22 protein-coding genes and 1 riboswitch are annotated in these 24,433 nt (G+C 66.7%); of the genes, 6 read left to right on the forward strand and 16 right to left on the reverse strand.

The window, feature by feature from the left end; genetic code table 11:
- Positions 1-16 precede the first annotated feature (16 nt).
- The 5 genes from gmhB to FAZ69_RS12255 all read right to left on the reverse strand — a co-directional run bounded on the left by gmhB (position 17) and on the right by FAZ69_RS12255 (position 6,614).
- Complete coding sequence (gmhB, locus tag FAZ69_RS12235; protein WP_136894676.1) at positions 17-580, reverse strand: D-glycero-beta-D-manno-heptose 1,7-bisphosphate 7-phosphatase; 564 nt, start codon at positions 578-580, stop codon at positions 17-19.
- Between the two features lie 10 nt (positions 581-590).
- Positions 591-2,765: a glycine--tRNA ligase subunit beta gene (gene glyS / locus FAZ69_RS12240; protein ID WP_136894678.1), complete on the reverse strand. Its 2,175-nt coding sequence runs from the start codon at positions 2,763-2,765 to the stop codon at positions 591-593.
- A gap of 15 nt (positions 2,766-2,780) precedes the next feature.
- On the reverse strand, positions 2,781-3,788 hold the full coding sequence (gene glyQ / locus FAZ69_RS12245; protein ID WP_136894680.1) for a glycine--tRNA ligase subunit alpha: 1,008 nt from the start codon (positions 3,786-3,788) through the stop codon (positions 2,781-2,783).
- A 173-nt stretch (positions 3,789-3,961) separates the two neighbouring features.
- A complete protein-coding gene (gene lnt / locus FAZ69_RS12250; protein ID WP_136894682.1) occupies positions 3,962-5,692 on the reverse strand; it encodes an apolipoprotein N-acyltransferase in 1,731 nt (576 codons plus the stop codon).
- A 28-nt stretch (positions 5,693-5,720) separates the two neighbouring features.
- Entirely contained in the window at positions 5,721-6,614 is an 894-nt protein-coding gene (locus FAZ69_RS12255; RefSeq protein WP_136894684.1) for a CorC family transporter, read from the reverse strand.
- 221 nt (positions 6,615-6,835) lie between these two features.
- On the opposite strand from FAZ69_RS12255, the gene FAZ69_RS12260 reads away from it, so the two are divergent.
- Positions 6,836-7,444 carry a DUF4337 domain-containing protein gene (locus FAZ69_RS12260; RefSeq protein ID WP_136894686.1) on the forward strand — a complete coding sequence of 203 codons (609 nt, stop codon included), beginning with the start codon at positions 6,836-6,838 and terminating at the stop codon, positions 7,442-7,444.
- Positions 7,445-7,486: 42 nt separating this feature from the next.
- On the opposite strand, the gene FAZ69_RS12265 is transcribed toward FAZ69_RS12260, so the two are convergent.
- The 5 genes from FAZ69_RS12265 to FAZ69_RS12285 form a co-directional block, all read right to left on the reverse strand.
- Positions 7,487-8,143 carry a gamma-glutamylcyclotransferase gene (locus FAZ69_RS12265; RefSeq protein ID WP_240702194.1) on the reverse strand — a complete coding sequence of 219 codons (657 nt, stop codon included), beginning with the start codon at positions 8,141-8,143 and terminating at the stop codon, positions 7,487-7,489.
- Positions 8,144-8,177: 34 nt separating this feature from the next.
- A complete protein-coding gene (gene ybeY, locus FAZ69_RS12270; protein ID WP_136894690.1) occupies positions 8,178-8,651 on the reverse strand; it encodes an rRNA maturation RNase YbeY in 474 nt (157 codons plus the stop codon).
- 37 nt (positions 8,652-8,688) lie between these two features.
- Positions 8,689-9,759, reverse strand: a complete 1,071-nt coding sequence (locus FAZ69_RS12275; protein WP_136894692.1) for a PhoH family protein — start codon at positions 9,757-9,759, stop codon at positions 8,689-8,691.
- A gap of 33 nt (positions 9,760-9,792) precedes the next feature.
- Positions 9,793-11,163, reverse strand: coding sequence for a tRNA (N6-isopentenyl adenosine(37)-C2)-methylthiotransferase MiaB (miaB, locus tag FAZ69_RS12280; RefSeq protein WP_136894694.1), 1,371 nt, complete (start codon positions 11,161-11,163; stop codon positions 9,793-9,795).
- A gap of 105 nt (positions 11,164-11,268) precedes the next feature.
- Positions 11,269-12,237, reverse strand: a complete 969-nt coding sequence (locus FAZ69_RS12285) for a LysR family transcriptional regulator (RefSeq protein WP_136894695.1) — start codon at positions 12,235-12,237, stop codon at positions 11,269-11,271.
- A 120-nt stretch (positions 12,238-12,357) separates the two neighbouring features.
- Between FAZ69_RS12285 and FAZ69_RS12290 the strand changes: the two genes are divergently transcribed.
- From FAZ69_RS12290 to ribB, 3 genes are all read left to right on the forward strand, one after another.
- On the forward strand, positions 12,358-13,530 hold the full coding sequence (locus tag FAZ69_RS12290) for an MFS transporter (protein WP_136894697.1): 1,173 nt from the start codon (positions 12,358-12,360) through the stop codon (positions 13,528-13,530).
- A 168-nt stretch (positions 13,531-13,698) separates the two neighbouring features.
- The gene (locus tag FAZ69_RS12295; RefSeq protein ID WP_136894699.1) at positions 13,699-14,367 is read left to right on the forward strand and encodes a helix-turn-helix domain-containing protein; all 669 of its coding nucleotides are present in this window, start codon (positions 13,699-13,701) and stop codon (positions 14,365-14,367) included.
- A 100-nt stretch (positions 14,368-14,467) separates the two neighbouring features.
- A riboswitch (FMN riboswitch) is annotated at positions 14,468-14,646 on the forward strand.
- A 122-nt stretch (positions 14,647-14,768) separates the two neighbouring features.
- Positions 14,769-15,482, forward strand: a complete 714-nt coding sequence (gene ribB, locus FAZ69_RS12300) for a 3,4-dihydroxy-2-butanone-4-phosphate synthase (protein ID WP_136894701.1) — start codon at positions 14,769-14,771, stop codon at positions 15,480-15,482.
- A 51-nt stretch (positions 15,483-15,533) separates the two neighbouring features.
- On the opposite strand, the gene FAZ69_RS12305 is transcribed toward ribB, so the two are convergent.
- From FAZ69_RS12305 to glpD, 4 genes are all read right to left on the reverse strand, one after another.
- On the reverse strand, positions 15,534-16,220 hold the full coding sequence (locus tag FAZ69_RS12305; RefSeq protein WP_136894703.1) for an HAD family hydrolase: 687 nt from the start codon (positions 16,218-16,220) through the stop codon (positions 15,534-15,536).
- 158 nt (positions 16,221-16,378) lie between these two features.
- Positions 16,379-17,086 (reverse strand): MIP/aquaporin family protein, encoded by a 708-nt coding sequence (locus FAZ69_RS12310; protein WP_136894705.1) that lies wholly within the window; start codon positions 17,084-17,086, stop codon positions 16,379-16,381.
- 122 nt (positions 17,087-17,208) lie between these two features.
- Positions 17,209-18,708: a glycerol kinase GlpK gene (gene glpK, locus FAZ69_RS12315; protein WP_136894707.1), complete on the reverse strand. Its 1,500-nt coding sequence runs from the start codon at positions 18,706-18,708 to the stop codon at positions 17,209-17,211.
- Between the two features lie 152 nt (positions 18,709-18,860).
- On the reverse strand, positions 18,861-20,444 hold the full coding sequence (gene glpD, locus FAZ69_RS12320; RefSeq protein WP_136894709.1) for a glycerol-3-phosphate dehydrogenase: 1,584 nt from the start codon (positions 20,442-20,444) through the stop codon (positions 18,861-18,863).
- Positions 20,445-20,610: 166 nt separating this feature from the next.
- Here glpD and FAZ69_RS12325 point away from each other — a divergent pair, with 166 nt between their 5' ends.
- Positions 20,611-20,982 (forward strand): hypothetical protein, encoded by a 372-nt coding sequence (locus FAZ69_RS12325; protein WP_136894711.1) that lies wholly within the window; start codon positions 20,611-20,613, stop codon positions 20,980-20,982.
- A 164-nt stretch (positions 20,983-21,146) separates the two neighbouring features.
- Here the strand turns inward: FAZ69_RS12325 and FAZ69_RS12330 are convergent, their stop codons facing one another.
- Together FAZ69_RS12330 and FAZ69_RS12335 are read right to left on the reverse strand one after the other, a co-directional pair.
- The gene (locus FAZ69_RS12330) at positions 21,147-21,344 is read right to left on the reverse strand and encodes a hypothetical protein (protein WP_169708614.1); all 198 of its coding nucleotides are present in this window, start codon (positions 21,342-21,344) and stop codon (positions 21,147-21,149) included.
- Positions 21,345-21,737: 393 nt separating this feature from the next.
- Positions 21,738-22,517, reverse strand: coding sequence for a DeoR/GlpR family DNA-binding transcription regulator (locus tag FAZ69_RS12335; RefSeq protein WP_169708615.1), 780 nt, complete (start codon positions 22,515-22,517; stop codon positions 21,738-21,740).
- 244 nt (positions 22,518-22,761) lie between these two features.
- Here FAZ69_RS12335 and FAZ69_RS12340 point away from each other — a divergent pair, with 244 nt between their 5' ends.
- Positions 22,762-24,402 carry a gamma-glutamyltransferase family protein gene (locus FAZ69_RS12340; RefSeq protein ID WP_136894713.1) on the forward strand — a complete coding sequence of 547 codons (1,641 nt, stop codon included), beginning with the start codon at positions 22,762-22,764 and terminating at the stop codon, positions 24,400-24,402.
- Positions 24,403-24,433 lie beyond the last annotated feature (31 nt).

Consider the following 24,433-nt stretch of genomic DNA (forward strand, 5'->3'; position numbering starts at 1 on the left):
GACGCGCTTGGCCGCGTCAGTCGTGTTCTTCGGAGAGGAAATCGAGTGCGAAGGCCTTCAGGTCGTTGTGGACCTTCGTGCCCTCCGGCAGGCCGCCCGCGGCGAGCGTTTCCTTGCCCTTGCCGGTCAGCACCAGATGCGTCGGGAAGCCGAGCGCCGCGCCTGCCTGCAGGTCGCGCAGCGAATCGCCGACCACGGGCGTCGTGGCCGGCTCGATGTCGAAGCGCTCGGCGATCATCTTCAGCATGCCGGGCTTGGGCTTGCGGCACTCGCACTGGTCGTCGGCGGTGTGGGGGCAGAAGAACACCGCGTCGATGCGCCCGCCCGCCGACGCGACGGCCTTCTGCATCTTCACGTGCATCGCATTGAGCGCAGCCATGTCGAACAGGCCGCGCCCGATGCCCGACTGGTTCGTCGCGACCGCGACGCGGTAGCCGTGCTGGTTCAGGCGCGCGATCGCCTCCAGGCTGCCGGGAATCGCGACCCATTCGTCCGGCGATTTGATGAACGCGTCCGAATCGACGTTGATCACACCGTCGCGATCGAGAATCACCAGCTTCTTGGTTGAGCTCATGGGCATCGCTTGCGCCTCAGGCCGCGAGTTTGGAGATGTCGGCGACGCAGTTCATCTGCGAATGCAGCGCGCCGAGCAAGGCCAGACGGTTCGCGCGCAACGCCGGGTCTTCCGCGTTGACCATCACGTCGTTGAAGAACGTGTCGACGGGATCGCGCAGGGCGGCGAGCGCCGACAATGCGCGCGTATAGTCGCGCCGCGCGAGTTGCGATTGGACGTCCGGTCCGACCTTGTTGAGTTGGACGTTCAAAGCTTTTTCCGCTTCCTCGACCAAAAGCGCCAGTTGAATCTGGCGGCTCATGTTGCTTGGAGCCTTCAACGTGTTGCCAACGGTGTTGCCCGTTTCCGCTTCCGACTTCTTCAGGATATTCGAAATCCGCTTGTTCGCCGCGGCGAGCGCGCTCGCTTCGGGCAGCGACGCGAATTCGCGCACCGCATCGAGGCGTGCGACGACGTCGTCGAGGCGCGTCGGATTCAGGCTCAGCACCGCGTCGATTTCGCTCGCCGCGTAGCCGCGCTCGCGCAAGAGGCCGCGCAGGCGGTCCATGAAGAACGCGTAGAGGGCGTCGACCGGATCGCTGACTTGCGACTCGCCCGCGAAGCGCGCGTAGGCGACGCGCAGCAGCGCAACGATGTCGATCGGCAATTGCTTCTCGACGAGGATGCGCAGCACGCCGAGCGCATGGCGGCGCAGCGCGAACGGGTCTTTCTCGCCGGTCGGCTGCAGGCCGATGCCCCAGATGCCGACGAGCGTTTCGAGCTTGTCGGCGAGCGCGGCGACGGTGCCGGTCGGCGTCGACGGCAAGGCGTCGCCCGAGAAGCGCGGCTGGTAGTGCTCGGCGCAGGCGAGCGCGACTTCCTCGTGTTCGCCGTCGTGGCGCGCGTAGTAGGTGCCCATCGTGCCTTGCAGCTCGGGGAACTCGCCGACCATGTCGGTCAGCAAGTCGGCCTTTGCTATGTGCGCCGCGCGCGCAGCCAGCTCGGGATCGGCATAAAACGATGGCGACAGTATCGGGGTGAGCCAAGACGACGCGATCTCGCGCGCCAGCGCTTCGACGCGCTCGACGCGCTGCAGCGCCGAGCCGAGCTTGTTGTGATAGACGACGTTCGCGAGCAGCGGCACGCGCGCCGCGAGCGTCTTCTTCTTGTCCTGCTCGAAGAAGAACTTCGCATCGGCGAGACGCGGACGCACGACGCGCTCGTTGCCTTCGACGATGTCGCCGGGCGTGGCGGTCTCGATGTTCGAGACGATCAGGAAGCGCGAGCGCAGCTTGCCGGACTTGTCGGTGAGCGCGAAATACTTCTGGTTGGTCTGCATCGTGAGGATCAGGCATTCCTGCGGCACTTGCAGGAACTCGTCCTCGAAACGGCACGCGTAGACGACCGGCCATTCGACGAGCGACGTCACTTCGTCGAGCAGCGCGTCGGGCATCACGACCTCTTCGCCGTCGGCTTGCGCGAGCAACTGCTCGCGGATCGTCTGCTTGCGCTCGGCGAAGCTGGCGATCACGCGGCCCTTGGTGCGCAGCGTCGCGGCGTACTGGTCGGCGTGCAGCATCGCGACGAGGCCTTCCGACAGGAAGCGGTGGCCGAGCGTCGTATCGCCGGCGTCGATGCCGAAGGCGGTGACGGGCACGACCTTCTCGCCGTGCAGCACGGTCAGGCGCTGCACCGGACGCACGAACTGCACGTTGGCGCCGTCCGGGCGCTGGTAGGTCATGACCTTCGGGATCGGCAGCTTGTTGATCGAGGTGGCTTCGTCGAGCGCGGCCTGCAAGCCGTCGGCGAGCGTTGCGCCGGGTGCCGCGTAGCGCAGGAAGAAGGCATCGGCCTTGCCGTCGGACGCGCGTTCGAGATCGCTCACCGCGACATCGGGGAAACCGAGCGCTGCGAGCTTCTTCGCGAGCGGCGCGGTGGGCTGGCCGTTGGCGTCGAGCGCGACCGAGACGGGCAGCACCTTCTCCCGCACTTGCTTCTCGGGCGCGACGTCGCGCACGTTCTTGACGACGACGCCAAGACGGCGCGGCGTCGCGAAGTGTTCATACGACGGCTCTCCGTCGATCAGGTCGCGCGCGGCGAGCCGTTCGACGAAGCTCGTGGCAAAGGCTTCGCCAAGGCGCGCGAGGGCCTTCGGCGGCAACTCCTCGGTCAGCAGTTCGACGAGCAGGGTGGCTTGATGGGCTTGAGTCATTTTTGGGTAGTTTCGTCAATCCTGGTCGATCTTGCGCTCGACTTTGAGCGGCGGCGCCCACGCGGGCATCGCGGCGTCCTGTGCGTCGGTGGTGAGGCCCGGTACGCCGTGCACGGGGTTGCCGAGCATCGGGAAGCCGAGCTTTTCGCGCGAATCGTAGTAGGCCTGCGCGACGAGGCGCGACAGCGCGCGAATGCGGCCGATGTAGGCCGCGCGCTCGGTGACCGAGATCGCGCCTCGCGCGTCGAGCAGGTTGAACGTGTGGGCGGCTTTCAGCACGAGCTCATAGGCGGGCAGCGCGAGCGACGATTCGATCATCCGCTTCGCTTCCGATTCGTAGCTCGCGAACTGCGAGAACAGCAGCTCGACGTTCGCGTATTCGAAGTTGTAGGTCGACTGCTCGACTTCGTTCTGGTGATAGACGTCGCCGTAGGTGAGGCGGCGCAGCTCGTTGCCGTTCGGGCCGGCTTCTTCCCATTCGGTCCAGACGAGGTCGTAGACGTTCTCGACTTTCTGCAGATACATCGCGAGGCGCTCGAGACCGTAGGTGATCTCGCCGAGCACCGGCTTGCAATCGAGGCCGCCGACTTGCTGGAAGTAGGTGAACTGCGTCACTTCCATGCCGTTCAGCCAGACTTCCCAGCCGAGGCCCCAGGCGCCGAGCGTCGGGTTCTCCCAGTCGTCCTCGACGAAGCGCACGTCGTTCTGCTTCAGGTCGAAGCCGAGCGCTTCGAGCGAGCCGAGATAGAGGTCGAGGATGTTTTCGGGCGCGGGCTTCAGCACCACCTGGTACTGGTAGTAGTGCTGCAGGCGGTTCGGGTTGTCGCCGTAGCGGCCGTCCTTGGGGCGGCGCGACGGCTGCACGTAGGCGGCGCGCCATGGCTCGGGGCCGACCGCGCGCAGGAACGTATGCACGTGCGATGTGCCGGCGCCGACTTCCATGTCGATCGGCTGGAGCAGCGCGCAACCCTGTTGGTCCCAATAGGATTGCAGCGTCAGGATGATTTGCTGAAACGTGAGCATGTAGTGCCTTCAGGCAGGAGACGGCGTGAGGAGCGGCCGCCGGGCCGAGCGTGGAGCGCAAGGCTCGGCGGACTCGCGCGATTGGGCGCGGCTCGGTGCTAAAACGTCGAATTTTACCGGATTGATGCCCGCTTGCCGATTTTTGCGGGTGCTTGGCGGGTGCAATGCCGGGCTCAGGTGCGCGTGCCGCCGTTCTTGTCGCCGTTTTGGCGCTTTCTGAGTTTTCCGTTCGTCCGCGCCGGCGAGAACGCAAACCCGAACGCAAGCAGGATCAGCGACACCGCCAGCACCGTATTGTTGCCGCTCGTCACATACGGTGTGTTGCCCGCCGTGCCCTGAACCGTCACGTCGAGCGAGCCCGTCGTGAATACCGGCAGACGGCCGATCACCTTGCCGTGCGCGTCGATGGCGGCAGTCGCGCCGGTGTTGGTTGCGCGCAGCATCGGGCGGCCGGTTTCGAGCGAGCGCATCCGCGCGATCTGCAGATGCTGGTCGAGCGCGATCGTGTTGCCGAACCACGCGAGATTCGTCGAGTTGACGAGCACGCCCGCCGGCACGGCGTTCTCGCGCAGCGAGCGGGCGATCTCCTCGCCGAAGATGTCCTCGTAGCAGATGTCGGCGTCGACGGGCTGGTTGTGGACCATGAACGGTTTTTGCACCGGCGCGCCGCGCGCGAAATCGCCGAGCGGGATCTTCATCAGGTCGACGAACCAGCGGAAGCCCCAGGGCACGAACTCCCCGAAGGGCACGAGATGGTGCTTGTCGTAGCGGTACAGCTCGCGCGAGTTGGGCGTGACGCCGTAGAGGCTGTTCGTGTAGTCGACGAGCCGGCCCTCGGGCGTGACCGTGCCGCCGATCGCGCCGAACAGGAGCGACGTGCCGGTGGAATCGGAGAACTGGCGCACCGCGCGGGCGAAGTCTTCCGGCACCTGCTGCACGAGCACCGGGATCGCCGTCTCGGGAGTGATGGTCAGGTCGGCGGGCTTCTCGGTGATCATGCGCTGGTACATCGTGATCGCGGCCGAGATGCCCACCGGATCGAACTTCATCTCCTGCTTCACGTTGCCTTGCAGAAGGCGCACTTTCAGCGGCGCGTTGGCGGGCAGCGTCCAGGTGACGAGCGGGAGCAGCAGGCCGCTCGCGACGACTGCCGCCGCCACGGCGGCAGGCAGGATCGCGCGCGCCGGATGGCGCCATCCGGGCGCTGCCGCCGACCCGGAAGCCTCCGGCGCGCGGCGCAGTTGCGCGATCGCCAGCACGGCCTGCACGATCAGCGCCGCGACGAGCGCGAGCACCCAGCCGACCCCGTACACGCCCGCCACGGGAGCGAAGCCCGCGAGCGGCCCGTCGACTTGCGCATAGCCGCTCGCGAGCCATGGAAAGCCGGTGAACACCGTGCCGCGCAGCCATTCGCCGAGCGCCCAGGCGCTCGCGAAGGCGAACGCGCCGTGCCAGGTCGGCGAGAACGGCAGGTCGGGCGCGTTGGCGGTTTTCGCGTGCCCCGCGCAGAACGACCAGAGCCCGGCGGCGAGAGCCGGATAGAGCGCGAGATAGAGCGAGAACAGCACGAGCGCCGCACTCGCGAGCGGCGCGGCCATGCCGCCGTAATCGTGCATGCTGACGTAGAGCCACCAGACGCCGGTCACGAAGTTGCCGAAGCCGAATGCGCCGCCCGTCAGCGCGGCGCTCTTCCAGCCCGTGGTGCGTGTGAGCCACGCGTAGAGGAACACGAAGATGGCGATTTCGAGCCAGCCGCCGCGCGGCGTCGGCGCGAACGAAAGCGTGTTGACGGCGCCCGCCGCGAGCGCGGCGAGGTAATGCCACCGCGGCAGCGCGCGGCCGCCCGAGTCTGCGGCGGCGGGCGTCACGCCGGGGCGCAGACGGGAAGTAATCGGTTCGGCCATGGGTTCGCGGATGTGCCCGGTCGGGCGCTTACGTCTCCACGTGCTGCGCTTCGCGCTCGCGCTGGCCGGCGAGCGGATCGCGCCGCACGAGCAGCATGTGGACCTGGCGCGCGTCGCCGCGCAGGATCTCGAAGATCAGGTCGTCGATGCGGACTTTCTCGCCCCGGTGCGGCACGCGCCCGAAATGATGCGTGACGAGCCCGCCGATCGTATCGACCTCTTCGTCCGAATAGTGCGTGCCGAATGTGTCGTTGAATTGTTCGATCTCGGTGAGCGCGCGAACGCGGTAGCGGCCGTCGGGCGAGGCGATGATGTTGCCGCTTTCCTCGTCGAAATCGTATTCGTCCTCGATGTCGCCGACGATTTGCTCGAGCACGTCCTCGATCGTGATGAGGCCCGCGACGCCGCCGTATTCGTCGACGACGATCGCGATGTGGTTGCGGTTCACGCGGAAGTCGTGCAGCAGCACGTTCAGGCGCTTCGACTCGGGGATGAACACCGCGGGGCGCAGCATGCCGCGCACGTCGAATTCCTCTTCGGCGTAGTAGCGCAGCAGGTCTTTCGCGAGCAGCACGCCGATCACGTTGTCGCGGTTGCCTTCGTAGACCGGATAGCGCGAGTGCGCCTTTTCCAGCACGAAGGGAATGAATTCGTCGGGACTTTGCTCGATGTTGATCGCGTCCATCTGGGCGCGCGGGACCATGATGTCGCGCGCGCAGAGCTCGGAGACCTGGAACACGCCTTCGATCATCGACAGCGAATCGGCGTCGATCAGGTTGCGTTCGTGCGCGTCTTGAAGGATTTCGAGCAGCTCGGCCCGCGAATCGGGCTCGGGCGATATGAAGTCGGTCAGGCGCTCTAGCAGGGAGCGCTTTTCTTGCGGTTTGCCAGTGTGTCGTCGACTGGGATAGGAGTCGTTCATGGTGATGCGCGCGGCGGCGCCGGGCGCGTTGTTGCAGAGCGGTTAAGGATACACCAGGCGTGTTGCGCGTCCGTGTCGGCGGGGCCGCATGAGGCGATGGGCTGTTACAGGCCGGCGGGCCGCGGCAGCTGCCATTTGCAAACGGTTCCTGATAAAGTCCGGCGGCGGGGCGGCAGCACGCCGCTTTGCTCTCCATCCTAACTTATCTGCGCGAAGAAAGTATGTCGGAAGAATTTGAAGTGCGTGGCCCGCACGACGAGGCCCTGGAGCATCCCGGCCACGCCGGGCACGCGGGACCGGAAGGGCACGGCGCGCCGCCGGACTCGTTCGCCGGCCGCATCGCGGTGATGACCGCCGTACTGGCGACGATCGGCGCAATTTTTTCCTACCAGGGCGGCTCGACCGAGGGACTTGCCCTTTTCTACAAGAACGAAGCGGCGATCCGCAAGACCGAGGCGGCGAATCAGTGGAGCTACTACCAGGCGAAGGGCGAGAAGGAGAATCTCGCCGAGCTGGGGGCGGCGCTGACTGCAAGCGATCCGAAAGCGCACGCGAAATTCTCGGCCGATGTCGAGAAGTACGTGCAGCAGAAGCAGGACATCATGGCGAAGGCGCAGGCGCTGGAGAAGTCGGTCGAAGAGGCGGACAAGATGAGCGAGGAGCAGCTGCATCGCCATCACCGCTGGGCGCAGGCGACCACGCTCACGCAGATCGCCATCTCGCTCGCCGCGATCACGCTGCTCACGCGCCGCCGATGGCTGCAGGTGGCGGCTTACGGCGTGGCCGGGGTCGGTGCGCTGGTGGGTGTGGCGGCGTTTTTGGGCCTTTGAGCGGCGCGTTTCCCCGCGTTCCTTCGCGTTGGCTTCCGCGCCTTACCGGCAGCGCTTGAGCAACGCCTCGAGCGCGCGGTCCGGCATGCCGCTGTCGCGCAGCGCCTCGACCGTGCGGCTCACGTAGTCGAGCGTGGTGCCATAGCGGCCGCGCGCGCACCCGAGCACCGTCTTGACGATCGCATCCGGCAGCTTGCCGGTGTAGGTGGCCGCGTCGCGCCGCATCACGAACGAGAGCGCCGTGACGCGCTGCCCGTCGGCGAGCGAGCACGGCAGCCACGACGGGCGGTACGAGCCCATCGCCATTTCGCGCCGCCAGAGCGCTTCGAGATGCGGCATCGCGCCCGCGCCGGCCAGCCGAAAGGCGATGCCGCTGCACGAGCCGCCGCGATCGAGCGCGAGCACGAGGCCTGGCTGCTCCGGCGTGCCGCGATTGACGCGGGACCACAGGTAGAGGCCGCGGTGATAGCCGTGCACGCGTGCGCGCACGGCTTCGAGGGTCGGCAGCCCGGGGTTCCAGATCAGTGAGCCATAGCCGAAGAGCCAGAGGTCGCTCTGGCCGTCCCAGCCTTGCAGCGCGCCGGCAAGCGACGCCGCCATTTCCTCGTCCGTCAGATACTGGGCGACACCGAGGCTGGGCGGGTAGCCGGGGCACGCAAGGACGTCGGGGGCGTCAGGGGCGAAGTGGGAGTCGGTCACGGGATGCGGCGGGCTTCGGTCGAGGTTCCGGCGATTATCGGCCTTCGTCCCGGTACGGGTCGGGAAAGCCCAGCGTCCCGAGGATTTCGGTTTCGAGCGCTTCCATTTCCTGCGCTTCCTCATCCTCTTCGTGGTCGTAGCCCTGCGCGTGCAGCGTGCCGTGCACGACCAGGTGCGCGTAGTGCGCCTCGAGCGGCTTGCCCTGCTCGGCGGCTTCCTTCTCGATCACGGGGCAGCAGAGGATCAGGTCGCCCGCGACAGGATCGTCCTCGGTCTCGGCGTAGGCGAACGTCAGCACGTTGGTCGCGTAGTCCTTGCCGCGATAGGTGCGATTGAGCGTGCGGCCTTCGTCCGCGTCGACGAAGCGCACGGTCAGCTCGCCGTCGGCGAAAAGCGCCGCCTTGATCCAGCTCGCGACCGTCGCGCGCGGCAACAGCGCCTTGTGCTCCGGATAGGCTTTCGCCGCCGGGAATTGCAGGTTGAGCGTCAGTTTGGGCGCGCGGGTCATGCGGGGGTCGTTGGTGTGGGTATCGATGGCATGGAGATCAGCGCGCGTCGGGCTGGCGATGCGCTTCGTCGTCCTTGTGCGAATGCGCGTCGTAGGCTTCGACGATGCGCGCCACGAGCGGATGCCGCACGACGTCCGCGCTCGTGAAGCGCGTGAGCGCGATGCCGCGCACGTCAGCCAGCACCTGCTGCGCCTCGATGAGCCCGCTCTTGTGGCCGCGCGGCAGGTCGATCTGCGTCGTGTCGCCGGTGACGACCGCTTTCGAGCCGAAGCCGATGCGCGTCAGGAACATCTTCATCTGCTCGGGCGTGGTGTTCTGCGCCTCGTCGAGGATGATGAAGGCGTGATTGAGCGTGCGGCCGCGCATGTACGCGAGCGGCGCGATCTCGATCATCTGGCGCTCGAACATCTTCGCGGTCTTGTCGAAGCCGAGCAGGTCGTAGAGCGCGTCGTAGAGCGGACGCAGGTACGGGTCGACCTTCTGCGCGAGGTCGCCAGGCAGGAAGCCCAGGCGCTCGCCCGCTTCGACGGCCGGACGCGTGAGCACGATGCGCTTGACCTGGTCGCGCTCGAGCGCGTCAACGGCGCAGGCGACTGCGAGATAGGTCTTGCCCGTGCCCGCAGGCCCGACGCCGAACGTCACGTCGTGCGAGACGATCTGCTTCAAGTACTCGCGCTGCGCGGGCGTGCGGCCGCGCAGGTCGGCGCGGCGCGTGTAGAGCTTCGGCCCGAGCTCTTCGAGGTTCTCTTCGTCGAGCAGGCCCGCCGGCTCGTCGAACGGATGGTCGGGATCGCCGCGAAAGCGCACGTCGATCTCGGCACCGCCGTTCGGGCCCTTGTTGCCGGGGTGGCGCGCTTCGACGAGCGCGAGCTGGATGTCGTCGACTGACAGCGGCTCGCGCGCGCGGTTGTAGAAGTTTTCGAGGGCGCCTAGCGCGAGCTTCGCGCCGCGCCCGCGGATCGCGATCCGGTGGCCGCGCCGCTGCAGCGTGACGTCGAGCGCTTGCTCGATCTGCCGCAGGTTTTCGTCGAGCGGGCCGCAGAGGTTGGCGAGGCGCGCGTTGTCTTCGTGCGGCGCGGTGAATTCCAGGGGCTGGGCGACTTTCAAGGCGAAGGTTCGATCCTTAACTGAGCGGATGCGTTAATGCGTCGATGCGGACGTTTCCGGCGTGAGCACGAGCTCGCCGCGCAGCGAGTGCGGGTAGGCGTGCACGATCTTCACGTCGATCATCTGGCCGATCAGCCGCTCGTGCGACGCCACGGGCGCCGGGAAATTCACGACGCGGTTGTTCGCGGTGCGCCCGGCGAGCTCGTTCGGGTCCTTGCGCGCGGGCCGCTCGACGAGGATGCGTTCCACGTTGCCGACCATCGCTTCGCTGATCCGGTTCACGTTGGCGTCGATCGTCGCTTGCAGGTGCTGCAGGCGGCGCAGCTTCACTTCGCGCGGCGTGTCGTCGTGCAGGTTCGCGGCGGGCGTGCCGGGGCGCGGGCTGTAGATGAACGAGAAGCTCGTGTCGTAGCTCATCTCGTGGACGAGCGCCATGGTCTTCTCGAAGTCCTCTTCCGTCTCGCCGGGGAAGCCGACGATGATGTCGGTCGACAGCGACAGGTCCGGGCGGATCGCGCGCAGCTTGCGGATCACCGATTTGTACTCGAGCACCGTGTAGCCGCGCTTCATCGCCATCAGGACGCGGTCGGAGCCGTGCTGCACGGGCAGGTGCAGGTGCGAGACGAGCTTCGGCACCTTCGCGTAGGTGTCGATCAGGCGCTGCGTGAATTCCTTCGGATGGGACGTGGTGTAGCGGATCCGCTCGATGCCGGGGATCTCGGCGACGTATTCGATCAGCGTCGCGAAATCGGCGATCTCGGTGGCGCCCAACGTCAGCGCGCCGCGGTAGGCGTTCACGTTCTGGCCGAGCAGCGTGACTTCGCGCACGCCCTGGTCGGCGAGGCCGGCGATCTCGGTGAGCACGTCGTCGAGCGGGCGCGACACTTCCTCGCCGCGCGTGTACGGCACGACGCAGTAGCTGCAGTACTTGCTGCACCCTTCCATGATCGACACGTACGCGCTCGGCCCTTCGACGCGCGCGGGCGGCAGGTGGTCGAACTTCTCGATTTCGGGAAACGAGATATCGACCTGCGGACGGCCGCTCGCGCGGCGCGCGTCGATCATCTGCGGCAGGCGGTGCAGCGTCTGCGGGCCGAACACGAGGTCGACATAGGGCGCGCGCGCGACGATCGACGCGCCTTCCTGGCTCGCGACGCAACCGCCCACGCCGATCAGCAGGTTCGGGTTCGCTTCCTTCAGTTCGCGCACGCGGCCGAGGTCGGAGAACACTTTTTCCTGGGCTTTTTCCCGCACCGAGCAGGTATTGAAGAGGATGACGTCCGCGTCTTCCGGGGAGTCGGTCTTGATGAGGCCTTCGGCAGCGCCGAGCACGTCGACCATCTTGTCGGAGTCGTACTCGTTCATCTGGCAGCCGAAGGTCTTTACATAAACTTTCTTGGTCATTGAGGTTCGCCGTTCGCAGTGGTTGACCTGGGGGCGTCCGTCGTCAGTGGGGTTGATCGGAAATAGGGCGCAAATCCGCGTCGCCTAGCCCACTATTATAGCCTTTCAGGCTTTGCGGGCCCGGGCGCGGGGCTTGGGGCCGAGGCGGTTCAGCAGTGCCTCGAGCGCGCGCTCCTCGCGCGCGAAGCGCTCGCGCAGGAACTCCAGCAGCGCCGTCACGCGCGGCGGCTGGTAGCGGTTGCGGTGGTAGAACGCGTGCAGCGGCTGATCCCCCGTGTAGCGCCAGTCAGGCAGCACGATCTTCAGGCGCCCGGCACACAGGTCCGCATCGACGTCCCACATCGATTTCAACGAGATGCCGTGGCCGGCGAGCGTCCAGATGCGCGCGACGGCGCCGTCGTTCGTCTCGCGCGAGGTGTCGAGCGGCGCCGTGTAGTGCTCGATCTCGGCGCCGCGCGCGAAGGTCCATTCGTTGAGCGGCCCGGAGGCGATCGTCAGGACGATGCAGGGAAAGCGCGCGAGGCCGGCCGGCGTCTCCGGCGCGCCGTGGCGCGCGAGGAAATCCGGCGAGGCGACCAGAATGCGCCGGTTGGCGGCGATCGGCCGGGCGACGAGCGAGCTGTCCTCGCGCGGGCCGCCGAAGCGAATCGCCAGGTCGATGTCGTCCTGCAGCAGGTTCGACACCGAATCGGAGAGCGTCAGCGCGAACGTGACCTCGGGGTAGCTCGCGTTGAATTCGTCTAGCCAGCCCATCAGCAGGTTGCGGCCGAAGTCCGAGGTCGTCGACACCCGGATCTTGCCGCGAACCACGTTGCGTCCGGCGTGCAGCGCCGCCTGGCCGTCGTCGAGCGCCTGCAGTGCCTGCTGGCAGTGGTTCAGGTAGAGGCGGCCTTCCTCGGTGAGGCGCAGCTGGCGCGTCGTGCGCTCGAAGAGCCGCGTGGCGAGCGCCGCTTCCAGCTTGGCAAGGCGCGCGCTCGCCGCCGCGGGCGTGAGGCCGAGCTTGCGGCCCGCCGCCGAGATGCCGCCGTGCTGTGCGGCTTCCACGAAAAGCCTGATATCGCCGAGCCGGTCCATGCGCGATCCGATTGTTCGATTCTGTTTGAAAATGATTTAAATGCTACGCCAATTATCAAACGGCGCAGCCCTCGGGAAAATTCGTCCTTGTCCCAATCCGCTCCCGAGGAGCCTTCCACCATGCCTATTCCGCTGCTTGCGCTCGCGATGAGCGCGTTCGCGATCGGCACGACCGAGTTCGTCATCATGGGCATCCTGCCCGACGTCGCGCGTGACCTCTCCGTATCGATTCCCTCCGCCGGCATGCTCGTCTCCGGCTATGCGCTCGGCGTCGCCGCCGGCGCGCCGCTGCTGGCCGCCGTCACGAGCAAGCTGCCGCGCAAGCTCGCGCTGCTGATGCTGATGGCGATCTTCATCGTCGGCAACGTGCTCTGCGCCGTTTCGCCCGGCTACACCGTGCTGATGGTGGCGCGCGTCGTCACCTCGTTTGCTCACGGCTCGTTCTTCGGCATCGGCGCTGTGGTCGCAGCCTCGCTCGTGCCGCAGGAGAAGCGCGCCAGCGCGATCGCGATGATGTTCACCGGGCTCACGCTCGCGAACGTGCTCGGCGTGCCGTTCGGCACCTTGATCGGGCAGGAGTTCGGCTGGCGCTCGACGTTCTGGGTCGTGAGCGCGATCGGCGTGGTCTCGCTCGCGAGCGTCGCCGCGCTGGTGCCTGCCCGTCATGACGCGGGACCCGCCGGGCTCGGCCACGAAGTGCGCGTGCTGAAGGAGCCGCAGGTGTGGCTCGCGCTCGCGATGACCGTCCTCGGCTTCGGCGGCGTGTTCGTCGTGTTCACCTATATCGCGCCGATCCTCGAGCAGCTGAGCGGTTTCTCGCCGCGCGCGGTGACGCTGGTGCTCGTGCTGTTCGGCGTGGGGCTGACCGTCGGCAACACGCTCGGCGGCAAGCTCGCGGATCGCGCGCTGATGCCGTCGCTGATGGGCATTCTGGCGGTGCTCGCGATGGTGATGCTCGTGTTCGCGAAGACGAGCCATTCGCCGCTGCTGTCGGCAGCGACGGTGTTCGTCTGGGGGATCGCCGCGTTCGCGACGGTGCCGCCGCTGCAGATGCGCGTCGTCGAGAAGGCGAAGCATGCGCCGAACCTCGCTTCCACGCTGAACATCGGCGCGTTCAACCTCGGCAACGCGGCCGGCGCATGGCTGGGCGGGCTCGTGCTGACGCACGGTCACGGGCTCGACGCGCTGCCGCTTGCCGCTGCGGGCGTGGCCGGCGCCGCCCTGATTCTCACGTGGTTTGCGGCGCGGCTCGACGCGCCGGTCGTCAAGCGGATCGCCGAGCGGGTTTCGTGATCGCGCGGGCGCAACCGCCTCTTGCGCGGCAGCGGGAGCGGCGCCCGATGCCGCGCCCAGTGATAACAGTGTGACGATTTCTTCGTTTGAGCGCCGCTACCCCGATGCTAGTCTTGCCTCCATTCTGAGTTTGCCCGCCGCGCCGCGGCGGCCACGGAGGCAGCCGCCATGCATTCCCCGTTAGCCCTGGTCCGCGAACCGGCCGATGCCGCGCCTCGTTCGAGCGAATCCTTCGAGGCGCTCGAGCACGTCGTCGGTGTGAACCTCTCGCGGCTGCGCGCCGAGCGGCAGCTTTCGCTCGATGCGCTGGCCCGGGCGTCGGGCGTGTCGCGGGCCATGCTCGCGCAGATCGAATCGGCGCGCAGCATTCCATCCATCAAGGTGCTCTGCAAGATCGCGGCGGCGCTGAAGGTGTCGGTGGCCGCGTTTTTGCGGCGTCATGCAGTCAACGGCTTCGAGCACCTGCCGGCCGAGCAGGCGCGGCGCGTCGTCAGCTCCAATGGACGTTTTTCCTCGCGGGCGCTCTATCCCGATGCCGAGCCGGCCGGCGCCGAGTTCCACGAATTGCGGATCGCGCCGCTGCACACCGAGCCCGGCACGCCGCGCGCACCAGGGACCACGATCAATCTCGTCGTCAGCGACGGCACGCTCGAGCTCAGCCTGCACGACCGGCGGCAATTGCTCGCGACCGGCGACGCGATCGTCTTCGACGCCGACCAGCCGCACACGCTGCGCAATCCCGGCGACAAGGAAGCGCGCGCATATCAGGTGACGGTCAACGCGGAAACGCCGCCGCGCTGGGAGGTTCCGCGCGACGGCGCACGCGAGGCGCTCTAGAGGAAAGGCTTCGACGGATTTCCCGCTGTTCGCTCCGCGACGTCCTGCAAGCCGCGCGGGGCTGTTGTATGCTCTAGCCCGCCGGTCGAACCGGCAATCAGTGCGTCTTCAGGGCGGGGTGAAATTCCCCACCGGCGGTATGCCGGCGATCAGCCGGCGAGCCCGCGAGCGCCCGCACTCGTCATGGCGTGATTCCGTCGCGCCGCCGGCGGTGCGGGGTCAGCAGATCTGGTGCGATGCCAGGGCCGACGGTCACAGTCCGGATGGAAGAAGATGTGCAGATGGTCACGTCCGTTTCGCTCGCGGCGTGCGGCTCACGCTGCGCGGCGCGAGCGTCGTTGTGTCTGTTTGCAATGCCCTGAAACGTTTTTCGCCCATGCTCATTGCGAGGAGCGTTTCACATGTCTCAAGCTGTCTCTACCTCTGCCGTCTCCACGGCATTCGCCGAACTTCCGCTGCTGGCCACCGAAGCCATTCCGCCGCGCATCGACGCCGCTCTCAAGGCGCTGCGCGAAGGCCGCGCCGTCGTGCTGCAGGACGACCATGACCGCGAGAACGAAGCCGACCTGATCGTCGCCGCAGAGCGGCTGACGGTCGAAACGATGGCGCTTTTGATCCGCGAATGCAGCGGCATCGTGTGCCTGTGCTTGCCCGACGACAAGATCCGCGCTCTCGAATTGCCGCCGATGGTCGCGCAAAACGAGAGCCGCAACGGCACGGCGTTCACGGTCTCGATCGAAGCGCGTCACGGCGTGAGCACGGGCGTCTCGGCGGCCGACCGCCTGACGACGATCCGCGCGGCGATTGCCGACGACGCCAAGCCTGCCGACATCGTGCGCCCGGGTCACGTGTTCCCGTTGCGCGCGCAGCCGGGTGGCGTGCTGGCGCGCCGCGGACACACCGAGGGCACGATCGATCTGGCGATTCTCGCGGGACTGAAGCCTGCTGGCGTGTTGTGCGAGCTGATGAATCCGGACGGCACGATGACGCGCGGCGCGGACGTCGAGCGTTTCGCGGCGAAACACGGCCTGCCGATGCTGACGATCGCCGAGCTGGTGGAGTTTCGTGAGGCGTTGGCGGCAGCGGCGAGCGAGTGCGTCGCCGATGCGGCTTGATGGTGGCGTGACGGCGGTGTGATGTGACGGCCGGCCTCGGCCCGGCCGTCACTACGACTGCACGTCCCCGAACTCCCCGCGCACGCCGGCCGCGACGAGCGCCGGCAACTGCTCCATCCGCTCGATGATGCGGGTCACGCCGAGACTGCGCAGCACCTCGGCGTAGCCGTCGGGAATATGGCTCGCGCCGACGAACGCGATGGTCTTCATGCCCGCCGCGCGTGCCGCGTTCAGGCCGGAAATACTGTCTTCGACGACCACGCAGCGTGCCGGCTCGACGCCCAGTTGCTGCGCGGCATGCAGATACACATCGGGAAACGGCTTGGGCCGCGCGACCTGTTCGGCGCTGAACACGCGCGGCCCGAAGATCTCGGTGAGCCCGGCCCGCTTCACCGACGCGGTGACGCGTGCAAGACGGCTGTTCGACACCACGGCGGCGGGCAGCGTCACGCGCTGCAGGGCATCGCGCACGCCGGCGATCGGGCCGAGCGACTTCGCGAGCTCGGCCTCGATATGGCGATCGATCGTGTCGAGAAAATCGACGGGCATCGTGATGCCGAACTGCGTTTCGAGCCCGGCGAGAAAGCGCGAGGTCTGCTGACCGAAGGCCGTCTTGGCGGCGGCTTCGAAATCGAGGCCGGGAAACGTGGCCGAGAGCGTTTCCACGAGCACGCGATCGGCGATGACTTCGCTGTCGACGAGCACGCCGTCGCAGTCGCAGATGAGATGGTCGAGCATGGGAGAAAGGCGAGAGTGCGCAGCAGACGTTCGAATCGACGAAGCCCGCGAGGTCTTCGACCACGCGGGCATGCGCCGGAAAGCATCATGATACGTGCATTGCCGCTGCGCCAAAACTCCGTGGGTGCGATTTCGCCGCCCTAGGCATTACCGGCGCTTCAATGCACGTGAGCGTAGAACAGCGCCGCCATCGCGCCGCCCGCGAGCGGCCCGGCGACCGGAATCCACGAATAGCGCCAGTCGCTGTCGCGCTTGCCGGGAATCGGCAGGATCGCGTGCATCAGGCGCGGCGCGAAGTCGCGAGCGGGGCTCATCGCGTAGCCCGTTGGCCCGCCGAGCGAAATGCCGATGCCGAGCACGAGCAGGCCGACCGGCAGCGCGTCGAGCGAGCCGAGGCCCACTTGCGGCGAGGCCAGATACAGCACGCCGAGAATCAGCACGAACGTACAGATCATTTCAGTCAGCACGTTGTGCGGCGCGCTGCGGATGGCCGGCGCGGTGCAGAAGCAGGCGAGCTTGACGTCGGCGTCTTCGGTGTTCGAGAAGTGCTGCCGGTACGCAAGCCAGACGACGAAGGCGCCGAACATGCCGCCGAGCATCTGCGCGGCGATGTAGCCGCCGACCTTGCTCCACGCGAACTTGCCGGCGAGCGCCAGCGCGATCGTCACGACCGGATTCAGGTGCGCGCCGCTGAACGAGGCCGTCATGTAGACCGCGACGAACACCGCCATCGCCCAGCCCCAGACGATGACGATCAGATCCGCACCCTTGCCTTTGGTGCGCGCGAGCAGGACGTTGGCAACGGCCCCGTTGCCTAGCAGGACCAGCACGGCCGTGCCGATGAATTCCGCGATGTAAGGTGACATTGATTTGCTCTCCAAATTATTTTTCTTGCGAGCCCGGCGAGGCCGGGATTGCTTGCTGTGTCGTATGGGGGCGGCCCGATGCCCTGCTCGGGCCGCCCACCGGTCAGGCGGAATCCCTGCGCTCAGTCGGCGTCGGCCCAGGCCTTCGCTGCAGTGACCGCCCGGTGCCAGCCCGCGAGGCTTTGCGCGACGTCGCGCGGCCCCATCGCCGGCGAGAAGCGCTTGTCGAGCTGCCACTGGCTTTGCAGCTCGCCGACGTCCTTCCAGTAGCCCACCGCGAGACCGGCGAGATACGCCGCGCCGAGCGCCGTCGTCTCGCTGACTTGCGGACGCACCGCATCGACGCCGAGGATGTCGGCCTGGAACTGCATCAGGAGATTGTTCGCGCAAGCGCCGCCGTCCACACGCAGCTCGCCCACGCGAATGCCCGAGTCGGCTTCCATCGCCTTCAACACGTCGACCGACTGGTACGCGATCGAGTCGAGCGCCGCGCGCGCGATGTGCGCGTTGGTCGTGCCGCGCGTCACGCCGAACATCGTGCCGCGGGCGCGCGCGTTCCAGTGCGGCGCGCCGAGGCCGGCGAACGCGGGCACGAGGTAGACGCCGTCGCTGTGCGCGACGCTGGCCGCGAGCGTCTCGACTTCTGGCGCGCTGCGGATGATGCCGAGCCCGTCGCGCAGCCACTGCACCACGGCGCCTGCGATGAAGATGCTGCCTTCGAGCGCGTAATTGACCTGGTCGCCGATCTTCCACGCGAGCGTCGTGATCAGGTTGTTCTTCGACTCGATCGGCTTGTCGCCGGTGTTCATCATCAGGAAGCAGCCCGTGCCGTAGGTGTTCTTCACCATGCCGGACTTCGTGCACATCTGGCCGAAGAGGGCTGCGTGCTGATCGCCCGCGATGCCGCCGATCGGAATCTTCGTCGCGAACACGGTGGTCACGGTCGGGCCGTAGATCTCCGACGAGCCGCGCACCTCCGGCAGCATGCTGCGCGGAATGTCGAGCGCTTCGAGCAGCTCGTCGTCCCACTTGAGCGTGTGAATGTTGAAGAGCATCGTGCGCGACGCGTTGGTCACGTCGGTGACGTGCAGGCCGTGCTTCGTGAGGTTCCAGACGATCCAGCTGTCGACCGTGCCGAACGCGAGGCGTCCTTGCTTCGCTTTTTCGCGCGCGCCTTCGACGTTGTCGAGAATCCAGCGAATCTTGGTCGCGGAGAAATACGCGTCGATCGGCAGACCCGTCTTCGCGCGCACTTTCTCTTCGAGGCCCTGCGCCTTCAGCTGATCGCAGAACTCGGCCGTGCGGCGGTCCTGCCAGACGATCGCGTTGTAGACGGGCTGGCCGGTCTCGCGATCCCAGACGATCGTCGTCTCGCGCTGGTTGGTGATGCCGATCGAGGCGATCGACGAGCTGTTCATGCCCGCGTGCGTGACGCATTCCGCGGCGACGCCGGCCTGGGTCGACCAGATCTCCCACGGGTCGTGCTCGACCCAGCCCGGCTGCGGATAGATCTGGCCGAATTCCTTCTGGGCGACGGAGACCACGTTGCCTTGCCGGTCGAACAGCATGGCGCGGGAGCTGGTGGTGCCTTGGTCGAGCGCTAGGATGTACTGATCCTGCATTGTCTCTTCTCCATGTGTAGTCGATTCGCCTCTGCTTTTTCGCGGGGCGATGAGGGTGCAGCGTTTTGTAAAGGGACTGCGAGAGTGCTTGGTGCTGATGCGTTGCAAGGCTGCGATGGCGGCAATAGCCGCTCAAGGCATGGCAGCGATGTTCAATTCGCCATCCGCGACTCGGCGCGAGGCGTCGACGGCGTGACGGGTGCGGCGGGCGAGCGCGCGAACCATTGGTCGATGTCGGCGCGCACGGTGTCGAGCGCGCCGGGCGGCAGATGCAGGCCGAGCTTCGAGCGCCGCCACAAGACGTCGTCCGCGCTCTTCGCCCATTCGTAATCGCGCAGATAGCGCAGTTCGCTTTCGTACAGGTCTGGCGCGAACGCCCGGCCGAGATCGGCCAACGACTTCGCCGTGCCGACGACGCGCGCCGCACGCGTGCCGTAGGCGCGCGCGTAGCGGCGCGCGAGCTCGGCCGGCAGCCACGGGTATTGCGCCGCGAAGCTCGCGGCGAACGGCTCGAATTTGGCGTGCGGGATGTCGCCGCCGGGCAGCGGCGCGCCGGCAGTCCATGCGCCCGCATCGACGCTGAGCGCGCCCGCGAGCATGTCGACCGCTTCTTCCGCGAGCTTGCGGAACGTCGTGATCTTGCCGCCGAACACGGACAGGAGCGGCGCGTGATCGGGCTTCGCGTCGAGCTCGAGCTTGTAGTCGCGCGTGACGGCGGACGGATTGTCGGCGCCTTCCTCCTCGAGCAGCGGCCGCACGCCCGAGTACGTCCAGCAGACGTCCTGCGGCGAGATCTTGCGCTTGAAGTAGTGGTTGATCGATTCGCAGAGATAGCGCGTTTCGTCCTCGGTGATCGCGACTTGCGCGGGGTCGCCGCGATACTCGACGTCGGTCGTGCCGATCAGCGTGTAGTCGTGCTCGTAGGGGATCGCAAAGATGATCCGCTTGTCGGGATTCTGGAAGATGTAGGCGTGATCGTGCTCGAACAGGCGCCGCGTGACGATGTGGCTGCCCTTGACGAGCCGCACGCTGTGCTGCGCTTCCCGGCCGAGCGCGCCGGAAAGCAGTTGGCCGACCCACGGCCCCGCCGCGTTGGCGATCGCGCCGGCGCGCACGTCGATGAGCCGGGCGTCGCTACGCTTGCCGTCGTCCTTGCTCTGCAGCTGCGCGTGCCATTCGCCGCCGGCGCGCACGGCTTTCGCGAGCTTCGTGCGCGTCATGACCACGGCGCCGCGCTCGGCTGCGTCGAGCGCGTTCAGCACGACGAGGCGGGCGTCGTCGACCCAGCCGTCCGAATAGACGAAGCCGCGCTGGATCGAATCGACGAGTGGCGCGCCGGCCGGATGGCGGCGCATGTCGATGCCGCGCGAGCCTGGCAGCAGCTCGCGCTTGGCGAGGTGGTCATAGAGGAAGAGCCCGGCGCGGATCAGCCACGCGGGACGCAGGTTCGGCATGTGCGGCATCACGAAGCGCAGCGGCCACATGATGTGCGGCGCGGCGCGCAGCAGCGTCTCGCGCTCCTGCAGCGCCTTGCGGACGAGCCCGAACTCCTTGTACTCGAGGTAGCGCAGCCCGCCGTGAATGAGCTTCGTGCTCGACGACGAGGTATGCGAGGCGAGGTCGTCCTGCTCGACGAGCAGCACCGACAGGCCGCGCCCGGCGGCGTCGCGCGCGATGCCCGCGCCGTTGATCCCGCCGCCTACGACGAGCAGATCGTATCTCGTGCCTTGCGTCACTGACTCTGTCCTTTAAGTTCCAGGTTCGTCGATTGAAAATGAGACGAACCAAAAATGTTCGTTTGCGAAATTTAGCGAACGAAATCGAAAAAGTAAAGTTCGATTTCTGGGATTGGAACACCAGATGTGACCGCGCGCTATCATGAAAAGAAATTGCGAGGTGAACATGCGTGGACTGTTGATGATCGGCGCAGCGGCGGTGCTGGCCGGCTGCGTGGGGACGCCGAGCCTCAACGGCGGGTTTGGCGCGCCATCGCTCGCCGCGCTGCAGGAACTGTGCGGCGCGCAGCCGGTGAACTACGGGGACGATGCGCAACCGGTCTATTCGGCGCTCTTCGACGCGTACGTGGCGAGCCGCCACGGTGCGATTTCGAAACCGGATTTCTGCTCGTTCCAGACTTCGATCGCGCTGCGCCATGCGGCGCTTGGCGCCGGCGGCGCCGAAGCGCGTGGACAGTGGGCGACTTTCTTCAATGAGCAGCGCGCCAAGGCGCTGAGCTGGCGCGCGGCTGTCGATCCGACCTTGCGGGCTGGCTGAGACAAGCTATAGGCAGGAGCCAACGCCAAAAGGCAAACGCGATTCGCATGTGCGCGAACCGGTTCGCCGACGGGAACGAGCTAGAGAAACAACGGTTGCGTTCGTGAACGCACTACGCGCGGCCTTTCAACTTCGGGCCGCGCCGTAACCAGGACTGACAAAATCTAGGAAAAACGCCGGATCGCCTTGAGCGCCGTATCGCCGTGCTCGGTGACGCGCCATTGCTGGCGGCCCGAAGCCACGTTCTCGAGCTGCACGAGCTGACGTTCGAGCAATGCGTCGAGTTCTTCGCGGTCCATGTCGACCTGGTTGGGAGCATCTTTTACGAGCAATAGCGTGGCAAATTCGTGCGGGCTCAGCATCGTTCTCTCCATGGCAACCATAACTGTCAAGGAACCGGCTGCTGCGGGCGGCAACCGGTGCGCTCTAACCTTTTGGGTTGGTGCGGCAAACACTGTCACCAGCGGCGCTCGCGTGTCGAGCGTCGGGGAACTGGAGTGTAGTCAAGTGCGCGTTCTTCTCCAAACGCTGGCCCGAAAATTTTCCATTTGACAATTGGTCGTCCCCGAGGCGGTTCGGCCGGGGCGGCAAATCCTTGATTTCACGCGAAGTTCTGCGTGCGGTGCAGCACGCTGAGAGGGCGCTTCCGGCCGTTTGGGAAAGGACTTTGGCTAAAACGCGCTTAGCGCCTGGCCCGGTTTCGCGCGAGGTGTGTGCCGGGAGCGGGAGGCGAAGCGGAAGGTGCTAAGAAGGTGCTATGCGGCGACGAATACTTGCGTGCCGGCCTTCGCGATCGTCTCTTCCATTTCGGGCGGCGTGGGGGCATCGGTGAAGAGCGCGTCGATCTGGTTCAGGTGGCCTTGGCGCACGAGCGCCGGGCGGCCGAACTTCGAGTGGTCGGCGGCCAGGTAGACGGTGCGTGCGTGCTCGATGATCGCCTCGGCGACGCGCACCTCGCGCGTGTCGAAATCGCGCAGCGTGCCGTCGGTTTCGATGCTCGACGTGCCGATGATCGCGAAGTCGACCTTGAACTGCCGGATGAAATCGATCGCGAGCTCGCCGACGATGCCCTTGTCCCACGGACGCACGATGCCGCCCGTCACGAGCACCTCGCAGTCGGGGTAGCCGCTCATCATGTTCGCCACGTTCAGATTGTTCGTGATGACGTGCAGGCCGCGATGTCGGTTGAGCGCGCGCGCCACTTCCTCGGTCGTCGTGCCGAGGTTGATGAAAAGCGACGCCTGGTCGGGAATGTGAGTGGCCACTAGCGTGGCGATGCGCCGTTTTTCGTCGTGGAACATCCGCTGGCGCGCGGCGTAGGAGACGTTCTCCGAGCTCGTCGGCAGGCTCGCGCCGCCGTGGTAGCGGCGCAGCAGGTTCATGTCCGCGAGCCAGTTGACGTCGCGCCGGATCGTCTGCGGCGTCACGTCGAAATGGGCGGCGAGATCGTCGACGGTGACGAAGCCGTCACGCTGCACCCATTCGAGCAATTCCTGTTGACGCGCGTTGAGGGTCAGGCGTGGGTCTCGGGTCATGGCTGGCGGATGGGCGGCGCTCGGCTCGCGGCGGTTGGAGTGAGCGTATTGTAAAACCAGCGGCGCCCGGCTCAGGCGGCAGCGGCGATGGATTCTTGCAATCGGGGCCATAGTCATCGCGCCGGCCGCGGGCGCCGTTCGCAAGGTTCGCCGGGTTCGCAGCGCGATCCGCGACGGATATTCATAATCTGAATCCTCAGTCAGTCAGCCTGAGTCGCAGCCGTCATCACCGAGAGACCCCGACATGACCCGCTTCAACTGGCAAAACCCGTATCCCACGCAGCGCCTGCCTGTCTTCGCGCGCAATATCGTCTCGACCTCGCACCCGCTCGCCGCGCAGGCTGGCCTGCGCATGCTCTGGAAAGGCGGGAACGCCGTCGATGCGGCGCTGGCCGCCGCCGCTGCGATCACTGTCGTCGAGCCGGTGTCGTGCGGCTTGGGTGGCGATGCGTTCGCACTCGTCTGGGACGGGGCGAAGCTGCATGGGCTGAACGCGTCGGGCGTCGCACCGGCCGCCTGGAACGTCGAGTATTTCAAGCGCAAATACGGCCAGTCACATGATGGCCTTGCGAAGCAGCCCAAGCGCGGCTGGGATGCCGTGACGGTCCCAGGGGTGATCGCCGGCTGGGAGGCGCTGCACGCCAGATTCGGCTCGCTGCCGTTCGCCGATCTGATGGCGCCGGCGATCGAGATCGCCGAGCGCGGCCATGCGCTTGCGAGCATCGTCGCGTACAAGTGGGCGGCGGCCGTGCCCGAGTTGAAGGACCAGCCGGGCTTTGCCGCAGCTTTCATGCCGCGCGGCCGCGCGCCGGAAGTGAGCGAGCTCGTGCGCTTTCCGGGCCATGCAAAGACGCTCACCCGTCTCGCCAAGGAAGGCCCGCGCGCCTTCTACGAAGGCGAGATCGCCGAGCGGATCGCGGCCTTCTCGCGCGAGGGCGGAGGCGCGCTCACGCTCGACGACCTGCGCAACTACCGCGCCGAGTGGGTCGAGCCGATCGGCAAGGACTACCGCGGCTACACGGTCCACGAGATTCCGCCGAACGGGCAGGGGATCGCCGCGCTGATCGCGCTCGGCATCCTCGAGCAGTTCGATGTGGGCGCGATGCCTATCGACGGCATTGAATCGCAGCATCTGCAGATCGAAGCGATGAAGCTCGCGTTCGCCGATGTCTACCGCTACGTTGCCGACCCGCGCGCGGTGGAGGTCACCCCCGGGCAGATGCTCGACGACGCCTACCTCGCTTCGCGCGCCAAGCTGATCGATCCGCGGCGCGCCACGCACTTCGGCTTCGGCATGCCGCGCGCGGGCGGCACGATCTACCTGTCCGCCGCCGACGAGCGCGGCATGATGGTGAGCTTCATTCAGTCGAACTACATGGGCTTCGGCTCGGGCATCGTCGTGCCCGATACCGGTATTGCATTGCAGAACCGCGGCTGCGGCTTTTCGATGGACCCGGCTTCGCCCAATGTCGTCGAAGGCGGCAAGCGGCCGTTTCACACGATCATTCCGGCGTTCCTGACGCAGCGCGTCGACGGCAAGCAGGAAGCGGTGATGAGCTTCGGCGTGATGGGCGGCGACATGCAGCCGCAGGGGCATCTGCAGACGATCGTGCGCATGCTCGACTACGGCCAGCAGCCGCAGGCCGCGTGCGACGCGCCGCGCTGGAAGGTCAACCGCGACTTCACGATCGACATCGAGTCGACGCTCGATGCGAACACTGCGCGTGCGCTTGAAGCGCGCGGCCATACGATTCAGTCCGTCGACGACCCGTACATGGATTTCGGCTCAGGCCAATTCATCTGGAAGCTCGATCGCGACGATCCCGAGCGCGGCTATGTCGCGGCCAGCGACAGCCGCCGCGATGGCTTGGCAGCAGGCTTTTGAGCAGCGTTGTTTTGTGTAATGAATCAGCCGT

The organism is Trinickia terrae (assembly GCF_005144415.1).
Classification (GTDB): domain Bacteria; phylum Pseudomonadota; class Gammaproteobacteria; order Burkholderiales; family Burkholderiaceae; genus Trinickia_A; species Trinickia_A terrae.